This window comes from Alicyclobacillus acidoterrestris, from assembly GCF_022674245.1.
Taxonomy (GTDB): domain Bacteria; phylum Bacillota; class Bacilli; order Alicyclobacillales; family Alicyclobacillaceae; genus Alicyclobacillus; species Alicyclobacillus acidoterrestris.
The window spans coordinates 2,947,073-2,965,496 of sequence record NZ_CP080467.1; the positions used below are offsets into that span (position 1 = coordinate 2,947,073).

General features: G+C 46.7%; 19 protein-coding genes and 3 pseudogenes. 9 read left to right on the plus strand and 13 right to left on the minus strand.

All coding sequences use genetic code 11. The features are described 5' to 3' along the window. Positions 1 to 905 precede the first annotated feature (905 nt). Entirely contained in the window at positions 906 to 2,612 is a 1,707-nt protein-coding gene (locus K1I37_RS14350) for an ABC transporter substrate-binding protein (RefSeq protein ID WP_021298296.1), read from the plus strand. A 70-nt stretch (positions 2,613 to 2,682) separates the two neighbouring features. Continuing rightward, a complete protein-coding gene (locus K1I37_RS14355; protein ID WP_021298297.1) occupies positions 2,683 to 3,822 on the plus strand; it encodes an NAD(P)/FAD-dependent oxidoreductase in 1,140 nt (379 codons plus the stop codon). Between the two features lie 96 nt (positions 3,823 to 3,918). Here the strand turns inward: K1I37_RS14355 and K1I37_RS14360 are convergent, their stop codons facing one another. The 4 genes from K1I37_RS14360 to K1I37_RS14375 form a co-directional block, all read right to left on the minus strand. Continuing rightward, entirely contained in the window at positions 3,919 to 4,155 is a 237-nt protein-coding gene (locus K1I37_RS14360) for a sulfurtransferase TusA family protein (protein ID WP_021298298.1), read from the minus strand. A gap of 36 nt (positions 4,156 to 4,191) precedes the next feature. Next, a complete protein-coding gene (locus K1I37_RS14365; RefSeq protein ID WP_021298299.1) occupies positions 4,192 to 5,322 on the minus strand; it encodes an MBL fold metallo-hydrolase in 1,131 nt (376 codons plus the stop codon). A gap of 47 nt (positions 5,323 to 5,369) precedes the next feature. Next, on the minus strand, positions 5,370 to 5,765 hold the full coding sequence (locus K1I37_RS14370) for a DsrE/DsrF/DrsH-like family protein (protein ID WP_021298300.1): 396 nt from the start codon (positions 5,763 to 5,765) through the stop codon (positions 5,370 to 5,372). A 140-nt stretch (positions 5,766 to 5,905) separates the two neighbouring features. Continuing rightward, entirely contained in the window at positions 5,906 to 6,694 is a 789-nt protein-coding gene (locus tag K1I37_RS14375; protein WP_021298301.1) for a sulfite exporter TauE/SafE family protein, read from the minus strand. A 197-nt stretch (positions 6,695 to 6,891) separates the two neighbouring features. Between K1I37_RS14375 and K1I37_RS14380 the strand changes: the two genes are divergently transcribed. Continuing rightward, positions 6,892 to 7,152: a metal-sensitive transcriptional regulator gene (locus tag K1I37_RS14380; protein ID WP_021298302.1), complete on the plus strand. Its 261-nt coding sequence runs from the start codon at positions 6,892 to 6,894 to the stop codon at positions 7,150 to 7,152. A gap of 107 nt (positions 7,153 to 7,259) precedes the next feature. Here the strand turns inward: K1I37_RS14380 and K1I37_RS14385 are convergent, their stop codons facing one another. After that, the gene (locus tag K1I37_RS14385; protein WP_021298303.1) at positions 7,260 to 7,700 is read right to left on the minus strand and encodes a DinB family protein; all 441 of its coding nucleotides are present in this window, start codon (positions 7,698 to 7,700) and stop codon (positions 7,260 to 7,262) included. A 204-nt stretch (positions 7,701 to 7,904) separates the two neighbouring features. Between K1I37_RS14385 and K1I37_RS14390 the strand changes: the two genes are divergently transcribed. Then, positions 7,905 to 8,531, plus strand: a complete 627-nt coding sequence (locus K1I37_RS14390) for a cysteine hydrolase family protein (RefSeq protein ID WP_021298304.1) — start codon at positions 7,905 to 7,907, stop codon at positions 8,529 to 8,531. 170 nt (positions 8,532 to 8,701) lie between these two features. Here K1I37_RS14390 and K1I37_RS14395 read toward each other — a convergent pair whose 3' ends face one another. Then, positions 8,702 to 9,388, minus strand: a complete 687-nt coding sequence (locus K1I37_RS14395; RefSeq protein WP_146824815.1) for a hypothetical protein — start codon at positions 9,386 to 9,388, stop codon at positions 8,702 to 8,704. Positions 9,389 to 9,393: 5 nt separating this feature from the next. Here K1I37_RS14395 and K1I37_RS14400 point away from each other — a divergent pair. Then, positions 9,394 to 9,624, plus strand: a pseudogene (locus tag K1I37_RS14400) (transposase); the annotation flags it as partial. 381 nt (positions 9,625 to 10,005) lie between these two features. Here K1I37_RS14400 and K1I37_RS14405 read toward each other — a convergent pair. Then, on the minus strand, positions 10,006 to 10,575 hold the full coding sequence (locus tag K1I37_RS14405; protein ID WP_040441720.1) for a TetR/AcrR family transcriptional regulator: 570 nt from the start codon (positions 10,573 to 10,575) through the stop codon (positions 10,006 to 10,008). Between the two features lie 190 nt (positions 10,576 to 10,765). Here K1I37_RS14405 and K1I37_RS14410 point away from each other — a divergent pair, with 190 nt between their 5' ends. Next, the gene (locus K1I37_RS14410; protein WP_021298307.1) at positions 10,766 to 12,181 is read left to right on the plus strand and encodes an MDR family MFS transporter; all 1,416 of its coding nucleotides are present in this window, start codon (positions 10,766 to 10,768) and stop codon (positions 12,179 to 12,181) included. A gap of 93 nt (positions 12,182 to 12,274) precedes the next feature. On the opposite strand, the gene K1I37_RS14415 is transcribed toward K1I37_RS14410, so the two are convergent. After that, positions 12,275 to 12,847, minus strand: coding sequence for a TetR family transcriptional regulator (locus K1I37_RS14415; protein ID WP_021298308.1), 573 nt, complete (start codon positions 12,845 to 12,847; stop codon positions 12,275 to 12,277). Between the two features lie 220 nt (positions 12,848 to 13,067). On the opposite strand from K1I37_RS14415, the gene K1I37_RS14420 reads away from it, so the two are divergent. Beyond that, a complete protein-coding gene (locus K1I37_RS14420; protein WP_021298309.1) occupies positions 13,068 to 13,829 on the plus strand; it encodes an SDR family oxidoreductase in 762 nt (253 codons plus the stop codon). A 502-nt stretch (positions 13,830 to 14,331) separates the two neighbouring features. Here K1I37_RS14420 and K1I37_RS14425 read toward each other — a convergent pair. Next, complete coding sequence (locus K1I37_RS14425) at positions 14,332 to 14,925, minus strand: TetR/AcrR family transcriptional regulator (RefSeq protein WP_021298310.1); 594 nt, start codon at positions 14,923 to 14,925, stop codon at positions 14,332 to 14,334. Between the two features lie 161 nt (positions 14,926 to 15,086). On the opposite strand from K1I37_RS14425, the gene K1I37_RS14430 reads away from it, so the two are divergent. After that, on the plus strand, positions 15,087 to 15,755 hold the full coding sequence (locus K1I37_RS14430) for an SDR family NAD(P)-dependent oxidoreductase (protein ID WP_021298311.1): 669 nt from the start codon (positions 15,087 to 15,089) through the stop codon (positions 15,753 to 15,755). Between the two features lie 44 nt (positions 15,756 to 15,799). On the opposite strand, the gene K1I37_RS14435 is transcribed toward K1I37_RS14430, so the two are convergent. Continuing rightward, positions 15,800 to 17,026, minus strand: a complete 1,227-nt coding sequence (locus K1I37_RS14435; RefSeq protein WP_206923068.1) for an IS256 family transposase — start codon at positions 17,024 to 17,026, stop codon at positions 15,800 to 15,802. A 112-nt stretch (positions 17,027 to 17,138) separates the two neighbouring features. Here K1I37_RS14435 and K1I37_RS14440 point away from each other — a divergent pair. Next, positions 17,139 to 17,246, plus strand: a pseudogene (locus tag K1I37_RS14440) (SDR family oxidoreductase); the annotation flags it as partial. A 223-nt stretch (positions 17,247 to 17,469) separates the two neighbouring features. Here the strand turns inward: K1I37_RS14440 and K1I37_RS14445 are convergent. The 3 genes and pseudogenes from K1I37_RS14445 to K1I37_RS14450 form a co-directional block, all read right to left on the minus strand. Continuing rightward, on the minus strand, positions 17,470 to 17,769 hold the full coding sequence (locus K1I37_RS14445; protein ID WP_021295545.1) for a hypothetical protein: 300 nt from the start codon (positions 17,767 to 17,769) through the stop codon (positions 17,470 to 17,472). Between the two features lie 80 nt (positions 17,770 to 17,849). Next, positions 17,850 to 17,972 carry a hypothetical protein gene (locus tag K1I37_RS21575; RefSeq protein ID WP_021295544.1) on the minus strand — a complete coding sequence of 41 codons (123 nt, stop codon included), beginning with the start codon at positions 17,970 to 17,972 and terminating at the stop codon, positions 17,850 to 17,852. Between the two features lie 141 nt (positions 17,973 to 18,113). Further along, a pseudogene (locus tag K1I37_RS14450) lies at positions 18,114 to 18,233 on the minus strand (metallothiol transferase FosB); the annotation flags it as partial. Positions 18,234 to 18,424 lie beyond the last annotated feature (191 nt).

Here is an 18,424-nt window from a genome sequence, read left to right on the forward strand (position 1 = left end):
CAACCAATTCAGCCGCCAAGTGACAAAAAGTGGTGCCACAGGTATGTCAGATACCTTTGGCACCACTATTAGAAACATCTCCATCCAACCGTATAGTTCACTCAAGTTTGATTGGCGTTCGATGATACGCCTGTATTCGCATGACACCCACATCTTTCGTATTGTCGGACACCTTAAACAGCGTGTACAACTTCTGTCCATGCGCAACGGGTATATCCTGAATCGCGCCATCTGCAAACGTGTACTCTATATCATTTATCGAGGGGTTATTAATGAACCCACCTTCCAAAACGTACGATTTACCGCTTGGCGTTTGCCCGCTCTCCCCTATCCTTGCAATGGGCTGTCTCCAGTCATTCGAACTGCATTGTGGCCACCATACACAACCTTCCATTGGTGTGCGGGTGAAATCGACGGATCATCTGAAAGAAATGCTTCGTCGTAATATAACTTTCCATCATTCAAAAATGTATAGAAACATGCAGAGTCCGTTTTGTCCACCTGGCCTATGTATCGAAAAGTCAAATCTGTTGCATGGTCCATTTTGAGTGAACGAAGCACGGCATCTCTGTAATCCTGTGATGGAGGCGATACAACTGGAAGTTTCAGCAACAGCGCTCTGGTGGATGGTCGTAAAAATGCACATAGTCCAACAACCAAAACAGCACATAGTCCCCCTATAATCGCCCACCTAGCACCGCGATTAACCATATACTGTAACCCTTTCACGAACGCCAATCCAAGCATCCGATCACCCTCAAATTCCATTATAACCCATTAGCCACTTCATTGCGAGACGGCACGGACTCGCGAAAGCAAGGTACGATAGAAAACATAACACATAAATTGACATCCTGAACAATATATCTGAATATTTAATAACATAGACAAAAGGAGGCTAAACTGTGAAGGTGAGAAAGACATACCCCTATTCCGTCGCGCTCATGGCTAGCATTGCGTTCCTGGCGAGCGGCTGCGGTGCGACGCCCGCGAGCTCTCAATCCAACTCAACCACAGCAAAATCGTCAAGTAGTCAATCGGGAGAGGCCAACCACCCCCCACATATAGGTGGTCAGATCACACTGGATGCGATTCAACAAGTAAAAGATCTCGATCCGGCGAAAGCCGATGACACACAATCTATGGAAGTTGTCAACCAGTTATACGACCAACTCGTTACGTTTAACAAGCAAGGAACAAATGTGGTTCCGATGTTAGCGAAATCGTGGAAGATCAGTAGCGACGGGCTCACCTATACGTTCAATTTGAGAAGTGATGCGAAGTTCTGGAATGGGGACCCTGTCACTGCGCAATCATTTGTCGATGAACTAAAACGGATTTTAACGAAAAGTATAGGCTGCTCACATATTAGCTATTTTTATGCTATCCAAGGTGCTCAAGCTTTCTCGGATGGAAAATCGACAACAATATCCGGCGTTAGCACACCTGACAAGTACACGCTTGTCCTCAAATTGAATCAACCCGAAAAATTCTTCATTCAGCTCCTTGCAATGCCATTCCTTTCTGCAGTCGATCAGTCGTATATCAACAAAGTCGGCAACGATGCCTTTGATTCCACAAAGCCGATGGGCAGCGGTCCGTTTGAATTATCTGAAATGGGCGAAAATAATGTTGTGCTGACTAAAAACCCAAATTATTGGCGCACCGATGCAAACGGCAACCATCTCCCCTACCTCGACAAGGTGACATTTCAAGTCACCAGTGACGCGCAAGTCGATGCGATGCACTTCGAAGTGGGACAAACAGCGTTTCTCGGCTGGAACACCAATGGGATACCCACCACGGCGTTCCCTACATTTCAGGCTAAGCCGAATCTGCAGAAGCTGATGCTCCATCAACCAGAACTCGGAACACAATATCTAGGGATGAATCTGCAAATCGCTCCGTTTAACAACACGAAGGTGCGTCAGGCAATCGAGTACGCCATCGACAAACAACAAATTATCAACATTGAGAACGGCCGAGGTCTAATCGCAAATCAGCCGATGCCTCCCAATGCCAACGGATATGTGAAAAAACTCCCCAGTGACGCGACCTACACCTATAACCCTGCCAAGGCCAAAGAATTGCTAAAAGAAGCCGGATACCCAAATGGTTTTACGACAACGCTATATTCTTCGAACGACTCTGACCAAATGAGAATCGACGTCGCTGTACAAAATATGCTAGCGAAAGTCGGCATTCAAGTGAAGCTCGCCGCCTCCACTTGGAGTGTATTTCTATCGAAAAATGAGAGTGGGAAAACCGGACTGTTCTGGCTGGCCTGGGTTGAAAGTTTTCCAGATCCCTCCGATTTTCTGTACGCGTTGTTCGACAGCAAACAAGAACCATTTGACAACTCCACAATGTACACGAACAAACAGGTCGATCAGTGGCTAAACGCAGCACAAACAGAAATGAACGCCCAGAAGCGACAAGATTTGTATACCAAAGCGACCATTCAAATTATGCGCGATGCGACGTGGGTACCGGTCTATTATCCAGTCAACTACTTTGCGGTACAACCCTGGATACATGGATTCTACATGAATCCAGTCATGTTGGATCCCTTGATGTCTATCTGGGTCGATCCAAGCCACGCCAACTCGTGAATTGTGATTCTGAATAAGCAAATCTAGGACAATGAAGTGATCGACACACTAAAAAAGGTGGAGAATAAAGATGCAGACAAAAGAAGTCGTAATCATTGGCGCCGGTATTGTTGGAGCAGCGGCCGCTTATCAATTTGCTCGCCAACGGGTAAAAACCACCCTGATCGACAAAGGGCACATAGGGCAGGCAACGGCAGCCGGTGCAGGGATTGTCTCACCGGGATCGAGTTATACACCACTGGCAGACTATTACCCGCTTTCCTATCAGGCGACCTCCTACTACAATACCTTACTCTCCCAATTGGCGGACGATGGAGAAACAGAAACTGGTTACGAGGTGGTGGGCGCACTATATGTGGCGACGTCGGACGAGGAAGTGGAGCGTCTCAAAGTGATGCGAAGATTAATTGAGGATCGGCGCCAAGCGGGCGTACCAAACATTGGCGATGTTTCTCAAATAACCTCTGAGGAAGCTCGGTCTCTCTTTCCAGCCTTCGGGCACATTCCTGCGGCGATTCATATAACCGGGTCTGCCCGTTTAAATGGAAGATTGCTGAGAGATGCACTCAAACGCGCCGCACAAAAGCAAGGTGCTGAACTCGTCATTGGTACGGCAGATGTCCATATTGAAAATGGCGTCGCAAAAGGTGTCTTCGTCAACGGAAATCGTATGACGGCGGATGCAGTGGTAATGGCAACCGGTGCTTGGACCAATTGTTTGCGTGAACAGCTTGGCATTCACGTTCCTGTACAACCACAAAAGGGACAGATTTTGCACATCGACATGCCAGAGGCAACTGGAACATGGCCAATTGTGCTAGGCTTCCATTCTCATTATATGTTGACCTTCCCTGACAACCGAGTCGTGGTTGGCGCAACGCGAGAGGATAACAGCGGGTTTGATACCGAGGTCACCGTCGGCGGTGTACAGGAGGTGATTCAACAAGCCTTGCGGATTGCACCCGGTCTAGCGAAAGGCAAGGTTCATGAAGTCCGAGTAGGATTGCGGCCTGCTACACCGGATCACCTGCCCGTCCTCGGCCCTGTTCCGGGCATTACCGGCTTATATCTGGCCACAGGTCACGGTGCAAACGGACTGACTGCCGGTGCGTATTCTGGTGTCGCAGTCGCCGATTCCGTGATGGGGCGACTTGTGACGATAGATTTGAGCCCATTTTCTGTAACACGTTTCGCGAAACAGATGGACTAATCCTACAAGAAGAAACTCACCCCATCAATCCGTCAAAACCACGGTGTCTCGTGGTTTTGACGGATTGAGAAAATCGATTTCCCATCGCTCCATCGCTTATGATTCTTGCCCCTTTTTAACGTAAAATCGGTATACACCGTTGTCCTCATCCATGCTCTCCAGCGTATGATTCGTGCGTTTCACCCAGCTCTGAAAATCGTTCACAGAACCTTTGTCGGTAGATTGGAGCTCCATAATTTGTCCAACCTCCAACTCCTCCATCGCTTTGCGCGCCTTGACAATCGGCATGGGACAAGACAATCCTTTTGCGTCGACAATGACATCTGCCTTCATTTCGTTTCTCTCCTCTTCGTTTGTTCAACATGACGTTTATCCATGGTGAACAGCGCATCGATTCGGTCCAATTTCAAGCTCCGTTGCGCGTTCGACGGAAACATCAGTCGCACCGCGGTTGATGTCAACAATCTCCTTATAGTTCGGCGGTGTCGATCCGACCGTACCCGTCACACACTCAGTAAATTGTTTGATGTCTTCGGTCCGCATGATTTCGTTGTTCTTTCGGATTTCTCCCAATTGTGCTCCCACGTACCCAGCCTCGTTGATTTCCTTGATATCCGCAAAATGTGAAGGCAAAACCCACACATGATCAGGCAACGGAGAGATTGTTTTGAACACCGTTTCGTACAAGTCCTGTGCCCATTCCCGTGCGTGTCCACCTAAGTCTGGACGCCCAAGCCCGCCAACGAACAGGGTATCTCCTGAAAGTAAAAACTGACGATTGATCAAAAGTGAGATACTCCCCGGTGTATGCCCAGGCGTTGGAATAGCCATAATTTTCACATCCACAGTGCCAAACCGAATGATCTCATGCTTCTCAAGCGGTTCAAACACTCGTTGAGCGCCTTCCATCTCACTGGATGAAATGTAATAAGTTGCGCCTGTTTTTTCGGCTAAATCAAACCCACCTGAGATGTGGTCGGCATGAAGATGTGTATCCATCACATGAGCAATCTCTACGTTCTCTTGCTTGGCGGCCTTCAAATATTCATCCACGTGACGACTTGCATCAACGACAAGCGCCTTTCCTTGTGAAATCACCATGTACGACAAGCACCCTTTAGCCAAGCGATGAAACTGAATGAGCTTAAGTCCCGCTCGCTCTACAATGGTCACAGGAGTATAAAACTGGCTCCATGCAAGCATCCCCTGTTCAAGCGTGCTAACTTGATACCCGCGTTCATCGAGCATCTCCGCGACCATCATAGCGGATCCGCCTTTCGCGCAGACAACCACAATTTCTGTACCTTTCGGCAGTAGCTGATAAACGCCTTCGTCCGCATCGAGAAAATCAAAATACGGAATGTTGATGGATTTGATATACTTCCCTTCAATCTTCCAATCGTCGTAATCCTGAGGATTGCGGACGTCGAGGATGAATGGAGGGTCGCCTGATTCCATTCTTTCGTGCAATGCTTTTGCTGTGATGACTTTGACCGTCATGACACTCCCTCCTCTTATACCTGAGACGGGTTCATCCCCTCATTCGATTAGAACGTAACCGTGACATCTGCGTCATACGCATAGTCCAAGAAAGTGACCGCACCGCCAACTTCTACACCATCCATGAAATCCTCTGGGTTCAACCCCATAACATCTACAGTCATCTGACAAGCAATCATCTTAACGCCACTTTCCCGTGCAATCTCGAGCAATTCATGGATAGAGGGAACATTCGCTCGTTCGAATCCCTCAAGGAAATGCTCGTTCCCAGGCGTAAGTTTTAGCATATCTTTGTTTTGCTTATGGATAATGGCCAAGCCTTCAAAGGTAAAAAAGATTCCTACCTGTGCATCGGTTGCTGCAGCTGCCGTTGCAATGTTGAGTACTTTATACGCATTTTCCAAACCGCCATTGGATGCAATAATTGCGACACGCTTTGTCATCACAAACCCTCCAAATACGTTTGAGTGAATACGCCACTCAAAAGCTTTCTCAGTCTCCACCGCTCAATTACCCATGTGGGTATATACCGAACGGGGTATGTTACGAAGTTGAATTCAGTATATCCATGTCCTGCGGATCCTTAAAAATGTAGTGCTTTGAGATTCATTACAAGCATACAGATTGCGACAATGATAATCATTGCAGAAAAGATGAAGTTTAATGTTCTACGTTTGGAACTGAGTTTCGCGGCTGCCCACGCCCCAAGAACACCGCCAACAATTCCACCACTCAGATACATCACAACGATCCACCAATTGACGAGCCCCGAAATCGCATAGCTAACTGCAGTTGTCAGGCCAAACGTCCCAACAGCGAAAAGCGATGTGCCAATCGCCATAATCATAGGCATACCTGTACTAAATACAAGCCCAGGAACAATTAAGAAGCCGCCTCCAATGCCAAAGAAGCCTGAAAGGAGGCCAACCAATAAGCCTGCAACAACAATGCGAAGCCAGCGAATGTGGGTACTGTCAAAGTCCTGAATTTCTTCCCTTTGCTTCGGGCCTAACATGACCAACGCGATGATGATCATGAACATTGCAAACAGAAACAACAGATCTTCAGCAGGAGCGACTTTACCTAGGACGGATCCAATATATGCTCCTACAACCCCTGGTATCGAGAAGCCGATAGCAGGCTTCCACAATACGTGCTTTTGCCGAGCATGTGAGACAAGATTCACATAGGCGTTGACTGATACAGCCAGTGCAGTCGTCCCGATCACGGCATGCGCATCATGAACTCCGACAACATATAGCAACAGTGGTACAGCTAAAATCGATCCACCGCCGCCAAGCAGTCCCAAAACAAAGCCGACCATCCCGCCAGATACAATCGCTAATATGATTTGGATAGTCGTAAACGCCAATTACTCACCTCCTTGGCGTTACACGAAGTGCCCCTTCCAACTCATATACGGGGTACGGTATATTTATATACCCTATATGGTATATTGTCAACGAAACGATGTTCTGTACGACCTAACTTCCTCCGTATTGACGAGGGGAAAATCAAGAACCATAATACCCTCAAAGGTATTTAATCCGATTTATTGGAGTGACAAACGTGGAATATACAGATAAAATGTTTAACCGTCTTCGCCGAATTGAAGGTCAAATTCGTGGAGTTATTGGATTAATGGAAAAAGAGCGGGACTGCAAAGAGGTTGTCACTCAGTTGTCCGCAGTTCGCAGTGCCGTGGACAGAGCGATTGCCGCCATTGTCGTTGAGAATTTGGAAGAATGTATTCGAAAAGACATAGAAGAAGATAAATCTACACACGAAACGGTGAAGCAAGCCATTGATTTACTCTTGAAAAGCCGATAAAAGGCAAGATTCCCGTTCTTTACGAACGAGGATCTTGCTTTTTTCAACAACCTCACTTTCTCAAGTGAATTTACCCACAGTCTTACATCAATGCCTGCTTCTTTCAGCTAACCAAGTAACTTTTTAATCAATGGTATTTGCCCACGATGATGCGCCGTATGTGCAATGGTGTTACTAATCAGCTGACGTCTATTCAAATCGCCTATGCCAACCTTCAAACCAGGCTTGGAGAGATCATCTTCCTTCACGGATTCCAATACACTCTCCGCATAAGATAGCGACTCAGCCCACTGTTTACGAATCGCATCCAGGTCCCAATTATCTACCTGAAACGGTTCCGATGTATTGATTTCGGATGTTTCACCCGCAATCGCGGAAAAAAACTTTTGTTCTACTCGGGTTATATGATCCACTATCGAAGCGATGTTGTTGAAATTCGGAAGCGGTTTTCTCAGCCATTGCTCATCGGTTAAATCCTCGATCATTTTATCGATACTTCCGTGCACGGCGCGCAGAAGATCATACAAATCCCTGACTTCCTGAATCATTGGACAACCTCCTCTGGATCACGATTTTCTACGAACCATTTATACCCCTACATGTATGCCTTGTCTATAGCGCATGCGCATTCTTTCACAAATCCATCACGCAAACCAAGGGTTCACAATCCACCATAGCTAGCATATGAATACGACAAAAATGGTGATTCGGTGTCCATCCCCCGCAGCGAGAACGAGGAGGCATATATTTCGATGTTCAATCCACATCCGAAAAATACAGCCATTGTCATCACGGATCCTCAAAATGATTTCTTAAGCCCTGGAGGGAAGGGATATCATCTAACCAAGGACAATATTGAACAAAACAACACCATATACAACCTTACACGCTTAATGAGCACCGCCTTAAATAAAGCGTATCAACTTGTCATATCCCCCCACTATCTATACCCCCATGATTACGGATGGAAATTTACAGGAAATGAACAAGAAATGTTACTGGGACTCAACATGTACAAAATGAAAGATGCATACACCCCTCCGTCGACAGGTGCCGATTTTGTTGACACGTTCAAGCCTTATATTTTTGATCGGAGAACCGTCGTTTGCTCCGCTCACAAAGTGGCTGGCCCACAAACAAATGACTTGGTATACCAGCTTCGACAACACAAGAAGGATAAGGTCATCCTTGCAGGTGTCCTATCTAATATTTGTGTAGAATCCCATATGAGGGATTTAATCGAAAATGGATTCGAAACAGCTGTTGTATACGATGCCACAGCAACAATCAGTGAACGGGATTTTCAAGCAGCCGTGACCAATTACATGGCCCTTGCCAGCGCTACGTGGACAACACTCGAGGCCATATCGTACTTATAGAACTTCGCGCCGTCCGGGATGTATTCTAATAACCCATGTAAACAACTATGCTACCCCAATCGCCCCGCCCCACTTCTATGATTTGGCGAACGAAGATTTGACGCAAAAAGAAAGCACCCTAGAAGGGTGCTTGCCAACGTGTTCAGGTTCAATGTTTATTTGATTTGATATTAACCACGTCCATGTTCGGCCAAATGCTTAGAATGTGCCGACGTGGAATTACCTTTTGTATGATTCTTCACATGTTTCGTAGTCGTATGATGCTTACTAGTATCTACCCTAGAAGATATATTGGTCGTCGCAGTGACGTCTGTCGTCGCTTGTGTATGGTTCGAGGATGCTGACGATGAACTCGAACCTACCGAAACTTGAGCCGAGTCGGTCGATGAGGTAGGGATCGGAGAAGACGTTTGTTGAGCAATGTGACTAGATGGTGTTTGGGTTGGTGTTTGCCCTAACTGCTGAAGTTGTGATTGTAGATGAGCAAATCCCTTTTCGATATTTTTCTCCAAAGCCTGTTGTGCTCTAGGATTATTTACATGTAATAACGCTGATGCCAGGGCGACTGTATTATTGGAAAGATGGGTACTTAGGTCATCAGATGTTGTGACACTGGATGTTAAGGTACCGGATGTCGCAGTATCCGATGATGTACTTGCAGCAATCTCCGTCGTATCCGCCAGTATTAACGCTTCTGCTTGCTTTGTCTTTCCCTTGTTAATCAAACGATTGATTTGAATGAGCTGTTGTTGCGCTGTTTGAGCAAGTTGCTGTGCTTGGGTAACATTTTGTACCTGCAAGGCACTGTTGATTTTCTGGTAAATTTTATCAACATATATAGAATAATCGCTTGCCAATTCCTGTGAAGTTCCCAAGTTTGCGCACGCGGATTGAGCTGTGGAGGTATTTGTTGCAGAACTACTGGTTCCATCGTTCGTTGCTGCCCATACGGTTGCACCTGCAGCAAGCCTTGCTGCACGGTGGCATCCTTATGGAATGGGTAACTGATTGCAAATCTCCGTTTAAGGATCCAGCGCATGTGGTGGAGTATCTGGGGCGCTACCCGCATCGGGTGGCGATTTCCAATTCGAGATTTTCGCATCGTTGAAGGGAACGTCACGTTTCGATAGTGGGACGACCAGGATGGCTATCGGAAAAAGGAAATAACCGTGATGGCTGACGACGCGGTGAGTCCAAGCAAAATATCTGAACTCGGTGCTCACCCTACAGGCGAGCGCCACTTTTATCTCCGACTTCAGATAGTTCACGATTCATTATGAGATTGAATTTGTGTGTTTTTATTTGAGTAACTGACCACGAGAATCCCACAGGCGTAAGCCCGTTACGGCGTGAACGATTACCCACAGCGACTTCCCTGTTGTTCTCAGACGGGAGCAAAGATGTTCAGGAACGAATTGGAGTCTACTGAACTGAGCACTGCCATTGGTGAAAATTTGGATGACGCTGTGACCGCTTATGCGTACGCTTCAGGCTCAGACGCAGGAAGACCTTTGATAAGCGTCCCAAGAAAGACGTCAAATCTCGCGCCTGTCCCACCCAAATCGGGCCCGCTTTCTTCCATGGAAATCCAGCCCATCACTGAAATGATGAATATATACCAACTCTGCTCAGCCATACTTGAATTTACCCCTGATTGTTCAAACGCGTCGATTATCGCGTCGCGAAACCTCGTGAAGGCCATCGCATTGTGACGATGGGGTCGAACCATGAGTGTAGCAAATCCTCGGACTTGACGGAATTCGTTATACATGGCCCACGCCAGCCGATAGATCCTTTTTCTCCAATCAGTGCCATCCGAAACGTCGACAGAGAGAACACGTTCCACCAGCGTTTCACTAATCAAATCGAGTAATTCATCACGACTCGCAACCCAACGATAGAGTGCACCATGTGATACACCAAGATAATCAGCTAATTCGCGCATCGTTAAACTTTCCAAATTCATTTGTAGAGCGGCGGCGACAATTAACTCGCGGCTTAGTCTAGGCGGCCGGCCACGAGTAGCTTGAGTTTCTCCATCCATTTTCATGCCTACAGTTTATCATAGGAACCTTTCTACCTTCCAACGTGGAAAGTGTGCGCATCGGAATCAAAATAAAATCCGTTAACAAACGGATATATTTATTGACCAATGGTCACTAATTTGTTAACCTCACTGTGTAATACACTCAGTCGAATATTAGATGCGAAACAGAAAGTGGGTGTTCATAACCATGCGCATGCCGCAAAACGCCAATCAAAGAATAGCGGTGCCAGTCGTCTACATTATGGCGATGTTTATGGCGGTAATGGATACAACCATTGTCAACGTAGCACTACCGACCATTGCCCACGAATTTCACACTCGCTCCGGCAAAATTGGTCTAGTGTCTAGTTCCTATCTAATCAGCTTGACCATTTTTATCCCCGTCTCTGGTTGGTTAGGTGATCGTCTAGGCGGTAAGTTGGCATTACTCGGATCTATCGCGGTGTTTACGATCGCTTCCGCCCTATGTGGCCTGTCGACGAACTTTGCAATGCTCGTGATATTCCGCATCATTCAAGGGATCGGCGGCGCTATTATGACGCCTGTTGGATTATCCATGCTCTTCCGTGTTTACCCACCGGCTGAGCGCGTTCGTATTGCAGGGATAATCGCGATATTTACAGCGATAGCACCAGCCTTGGGACCCATTTTAGGGGGCGTCTCCACGACCTATTTGTCTTGGCGCTTGGTCTTTTTCGTCAATGTTTTAATCGGTACATTGATTTGTCTTTATGGCTCTTTGCAACTCACGAAACACACACAATATCATCCTGGGAAGTTCGACTGGCAAGGCTTTTGGTTGTCCGGTTTGGGCTTGGGGATGGCCATGTACGCGATCTCTGAAGGTTCAATTATCGGTTGGTCTAATCCTGTGGTTCTATTTACACTCATCATCGGTGTCGCGCTTCTTATCGGCATGGTCATCATTGAAAGCAGGTCCCCGTATCCACTCGTCAATTTACATCTCTTTCGAAATCGACTATTCACTGTTTGCACCAGTCTTTACGGCCTTGGTTCCATTTCCTATCTAGGTGCGCTGTACTTATCTGCGCTATTTTTGCAAGATGTACAAGGAAAATCTGCCCTGCAAGCTGGCCTAACCACGTTCCCATCAGCGGTTGGTGTGGTGTTAGGCGGACAAATTGTAGCAAGAAAACTCTATAGACGCTTTGGACCTCGTCGTATTGTGGCTGTCGGACTCCTCGTCATCACAATCACTCTCATCTTCATGTCCAGAGTAACAATCCACACGAATCTATGGTATATACGCCTTATCATGTTCGGACTTGGCCTGGGTGTTGCTGCAGTATTCATCTCTTCACAAACGACATCCATGGCAACCATTGATAAAATTCGTACAGGACAGGCTTCATCTATTTTTAACTCCAGCAAGCAACTCGGAAGCGCTATAGGTGTTGCCATATCTACAATACTTCTATCCTCATTGACCGATCACAACGGAACGAATACGCATACGACTGTGCATTTACTGGGTTACCACGCTGGTTTTCTTGCCGGCGCCTTAACGGCCGCTTTGTCTCTTGTAGTTGCACTTATGATACGAGATGATGACGCCATTCAATCGATGACAAAAGCCAAATAGACAAGGGGAGAATGCTTCAAAGTGCACAGTCACTGTCGCTGAGGTATTTTCTCGAGAGGATCGAAGAGAGGACAGCTAATGTGAGATTTCACATCAGCTGTCCTCACCTTTTGCGATAAGACTTACAGCCTTGGCGATTGCTTCCCTCGTGCCACTTGGATTTGTTGCCGCATCCGGGTCATGTGACGAACCGAACGGATGTGTTGGCGTCCAGGCGGTAGCGAGCGCCATGATTGCAGTCATAAGGAAACCAGGCGTGAACGTCGTTCCCAGCAAACCATCACCCTGCGCATCCTTTATCGCTTTCAGTTTTTTATCGCGCACAGCGTTACGCTCAGTGAGATTGTCCACCTTCTGCTCCAAACTGTACCATGTCATTAACCGCACGATATGCGGATGTGACATAGCCCAATCAAATACTTTAACCGCATAACCAGGAAGGTCCTCAGGTGTGAAGGAGATTTCCTCATAAACACGCGTTAAGTGTTTTTCGAGGACTGTTTTAAACAGTGTTTCTTTATTTTCAAAGTAGACGTAGATCAGATTCTTATTGCAGCCAGCATTCTTAGAGATACGGTCAACGCGCGCCCCCGCAATGCCATAGGAGGAGAACTCCTCTAAAGCTGCTTCTAAAATCCGCTCTTTCGTCGCCTCAGCGTTTCTCAAGAGATTCCCCACCTGTTCCAAACCGTAAATGATATTTTCAATATATCACAAAACACAATTGACTAACCGGTTAGTTTTGAGTATTATCTAACCAACCGGTTAGTTATATTTGAGAAGCCATCGGTTAGCTATCTGGTGACTACAGTGAAGAGCGGAGGTACATGATGGCACAGTCCAATGTCATGTACCAAGCACAGAATCATGCAGGAGGCGAACTTCGATGAGACTTTCAGGCAATACCATACTTATTACAGGTGGCAGTACGGGCATTGGCCTTGCTTTCGCAGAACGCTTTATTCAAGACGGAAATACAGTCATCGTCTGCGGACGCCGTGAAAGTGCGCTTCAAGATGCCAAAAAGAAATTCCCCACGCTCATTACCCGCGTCACGGATGTTAGCCGTGAGGACGATCGTATTGCGTTATTCGACTGGGTGACAACGAATTATCCAGACGTCAACGTATTAGTGAACAATGCGGGAATTCAACAGCGTTTTCATGTATTGAAGGCAAATACGAGGGACAACTGGAGCTATTACAACAATGAACTGATGATCAATGGGGAAGCTCCGATTCATCTATCCATGCTATTCGCTCCTTTCTTTGCACAAAAAGAGTACGCAGCGATTGTGAATGTGACGTCTGGGCTGGCTTTCACTCCCCTAGCGATTGCCCCCATCTATTCGGCGACCAAAGCAGCACTACATTCCTTTACGATGAGTCTCAGACATCAACTGGCGAATACATCTGTGGAGGTCATCGAAGTAGCGCCACCCGCCGTGAACACCAACTTGGGTGGAGTAGATCTACATACACATGGAGAGCCCTTGGATGCGTTCACGGATGGAATTTTCCAAGGACTAGAAGAGGGCAAACAAGAAATTGGCTATGGATCCTCCGTGAGCCGCTTGCGCATGTCGCGCGACGAAATCGATGCCTACGTAGAAAATATGTATCAGGCGATGAAAAACACCATTGAATAATTGGAGTGTAAAAAGGGGTTGCCTTGGCAGCGAATTTGACGCTCCAAGGACAGCCTCTTTTGCTCGAGGCATCACGCCAAAGCGCACCTGCTTTCCCAGTCCATGAACCCACTCGTGAAGCCGGGAATAACCATTCCAATCACTTATGAACCCGTCCTTGGCTACTTGCGAAATAAATCGAGCGTCTTTTTAGTCGCTGTTTACTGAGCTTTTGTCATCCCACATGGAGCGGATTCACAAAGAATGACGCTCACGCCACATTGCGCGGGAGGTGTTTTTCACGATTCCTTGTCATGGATGACCTTCATGGCACGATACTCATCGTCAGGCTTTACGTAAATCTCATAGTATGTTATTTGAGTGCTTCTTAAAGAAAAGCCTAGTCCTGTTGGTGGGTTAGGATTAAAAGGTGACTTGGTTCGATTCGAGTCACGATTCATCAGGAACACCTTACAAGACACATTACACAAGTACACCCGCTACCGACACACGTTCATTGTGTTTAGGATCTAAAGGACGACCCAAACGTCACATAGAGCCTGTCTGAAACATCGCTAAATCGAGACAGACTGAAGCGAGTCAACCATAGACTCATTTCCGTAACGGTTTCCTTCATGCCATTTTCTAACCAGTAAAGAATTAACCCAATAATACCGTTTGACACAAAAGCAACTTCCAATTCGTTTGGTAGAAATGAAAACAACTCCGTACTAGTTACTTGTGTAACTCGTGCGCGAAAGTCCTTTTCAACGAGAATCGTTCGATACAACGACGCGTACTTCTCAACATGTTCGAATAATGCAATCGCTGATTGGATTGGCCTTTTCAAAATTTTGTAATCCCATAATGCGGACTCGTACGTGTAATTTGGGTTCCTTATTGCGGCAGCCAATTCACTCAATACTTCATTTTCCATGTAGTTTAATATATCTTGTTTGTCACGGAAGTGCAGGTAAAATGTAGATCTGTTAACATCGGCTTTTTTAACAATTCCTCGAATGGTAACTGCGTCATAACCGTCCTCGACGATGAGCTTAATCAGGGCATCAATCAGTAACCGTCGTGTGCGGGCGACACGTCGATCAAACCCGTTCATTACATCATCCTCCTCAAAAGATAGCACTTTATGAACACTAATCTACCAATGTGTTGACTAAACGACACTCTGAGCCAATTTTGTTGATTGAAAACTTTCCCCCTAATGCTTAACGTAATTATAGACACTGTGTTGTCTATTTATAAACGGAGGGATCCATGATGAAATTGCACAACAAAGTTGCAGTAGTGACGGGTGCTGGCTCGGGCATGGGAAAAGAAATTGTCAAACTCTTCTCACAGGAAGGCGCTAAGGTGGTTCTGGCGGATATTGTTGAGAACGGATTGAATGAAGTTGTAAATGAAATAAAGGGATTGGGCGGCACAGCAATTGGCGTCGTAGCAAACGTGGCGAAAGAGGAAGATATACAGAATCTCATAGATACTGCCGTAAACGAGTTTGGTTCGATTGACATTTTAGTCAACAATGCCGGAATTATGGACAAAATGACCGCCGCCGCAGACGTAACAGATGAGTTGTGGGAGCGCGTATTCGCGGTCAATGTAACTGGCCCAATGCGCGCAATCAGGAAAGCGCTTCCGATTATGACGAAACAAGGTCATGGAGTTATCATAAACACCGCATCAATTGGGGGATTATTTGGTTCTCGTGCAGGAGCTGCATACACTGCGTCTAAGCATGCCGTTATCGGACTGACGAAAAACGTTGGATATCAATACGCAAAACTCGGCATTCGTTGCAACGCGATCGCACCTGGCGGTGTTGAAACGAACATCATGACTGATTCACCTAACCTCGATACGTCCGCACTGGGTCCGCAGCAAGCAATGGCAGGAATGACTTTAAATCCTCGGATGGGCCAACGGTAGTGTCCCGTCAAGTGGTGTAAATTGAGTGCAACCCCTAGTGTTAGCTATTTATGCAAAACTGACGTTGGAGCTAGTAACTGCTGTTCATCAGTGCCAATGAGTTTTGCCATAGACTCTCGGCTGAAGTAGCGCCTTGCAACTATCCATTCATCGTTCTGCTCTTGGAGAATCGATCCTCCAAGGCGCAATACAGACTCTCGGTTGGGGAATATGCCAACCACATCAAAGCGCCGCCTTAGTTCACGATTTAAGCGCTCAAGTGGGTTTGTCGAGCAAATCTGCTTCCAGTGCTCCTTCGGGAATCCCATGTATGCTAATACGTCTTCCTCTGCACGTTCCAGAACACCCATCGCTTTTGGAAACTTTCCTTGAAGTTGTTTCACAACGACAGATAATTGCTGTTTGGCGGCTTCCTGCGTCGGCTGCGCAAAGATGGTCCGGACAATGGATGAGACCATCGCTTGTGACGCTCTAGGCACCTGGCTGAGAATATTGCGCATTGTGTGGACACGACAGCGCTGCCAGGTCGCTCCAGTCAGCGCAGAAGCAATGGCACTACGCAGTCCTTCGTGCGCGTCGCTAATTACTAACTGTACGCCACGCAATCCACGTGCAATCAGACTGCGGATGAATGTGAGCCAAAACGCGCCGTCCTCGCTGGTGCCAATGTCAAATCCCAATACTTCACGCTCACCGGTGTTTCGCACACCAATGGCAATCACAAACGCCATGCTCTGCACCCGTCCGCCTTCTCGCACTTTCGGGAAAGTGGCATCTAGCCAAAGATATGGATACGTCCCCTCCAGCGGGCGGTTTTTGAAGTCCTGCACTACATCGTCGAGTTCTTTACAGATTCGAGACACTTCGCTTTTGCTGATTCCTTGAATCCCCATAGATTCGACCAACTCATCCACTTTACGAGTGCTCACACCATGCACATACGCTTCTTGAACAACGGACAGAAGGGCTTTTTCAGCCTTCCGCCGAGGTTCTAGGATACTTGGGAAGTAACTCCCTTTACGAAGCTTGGGAATCTGCAAATCGATCGTTCCGACACGAGTATCCCATTCTCGTTCTCTATACCCATTACGGCTGTTGCTACGCTTCTCACTACGCTCATATCGCTCAGCGCCAATCAGGGAGCTCACCTCAGCCTCCATCACTGCTTGGGTGAGAACCCTCAGCCCTTCTTTCAAGAAATCCACATCACCATCTTCTAATCCGATCTTGCGAATTAACTCCAAAAGTGCGATCTTATCCGTATAAGCCATCGAAGTGCCTCCTCTACTGATTGCTGCACACTTTTAGTAGATTGCACTCGATGGCTTTTTCGTCAAGATTCAGCCTCCTGAAGAATTTACACCACTACTTGAGACTTTAACGGGCCAACCCAGTGAAATTGCAAAAGTGGCACTATTCTTGGCGTCAGATGACTCCAGTTTTGTCAACGGCACAGTCATCACCGCTGACGCTGGTTGGACCGCATACTAAATCATGTATTACAGGTAACCATGATTTCCATGTTCATCACGAGGGAGTTCAAGCGCCTCCCTCACTACATATAACTAAATAACTCCACCCATACCAAACGTCCACAGAGACAAAAAAGAACGCAATGTATGCGTTCCGAATGGGAAAATGGTTTTAGGTTATATCTTATGATGGCATTACACCCATTCACGAATTTATGGGGTAGTTCAGATGAAGGTGTGTATTACCAGAAAAATCCCCCAGCTGCCCCACCGAGCGCAAGCCCAGTCAGTGCGCCAAAGCCAAAATAAGCAGCAGGTCCATACACTAGATCTGCTTGACCGCCCTCAACATCTTTTAGGATGGAAAACCCCACTGAACGCTCATCGTTGTTGTTGAAACTGACTACCACCCTACTGTGAAGCAAGTAAATACCAGACGGAGTCACGGACTGCAAAACACCTGCGTACTTTCTCCCATAGACATGGTGAGCTACAACCGAACACCCCACCATTCGACATGCAACAGGATACAATGGGTGCATAATCCTCCATCTCCTTTAACGTATTTAAAGCAGACGTCATTGTGCAACAGTTGGTGTTGGTACAACGGAAAAACGAATGATCAGTATGCTACGCAACTGGTAGCTGCACCGTAACCAACGGCCGGTACAAGCAAGAAGAACAGAACAAAGATGATTAAGAACACCACAGCCCATTGGGTATATCCGCCAAATGTTCCGAACATGGAAAATCCCTCCTTATAGTCATCATCCATTTAGATTTACGTTTGGATGTTTGTCCTATCGAAGGTCATATAACTCAGTCAATTCGCCTTATTTTGTACGTCATAAAGGGGATTTTAGAGTGGACTTGTTCAGTAGAAAAACTACATGTGGGATTTTGTTTCCTTATAGTAATCCAGACGGTCTTTCAAAGTCCTAGTGTGCAATTCGAACTTGTGACCATCGGGGTCAGTAAAGTAGATAGATTGCTTATCTCTTTCATCACTCTTCTGCATTTAACGCCAACCATATTTCTGCGCGAACACCTACTTAAGCTTCTTGCGTTTTTGACGGACTTATCACACTTCCGTATTTATCGTATGCCTGCATAGTCCATAGAGTAGATTTCCCCTCACTGATTAATTGCCCGTAGGCGTACATTCGAATGCCCCCAGCATGGATAATTTTTAATTTG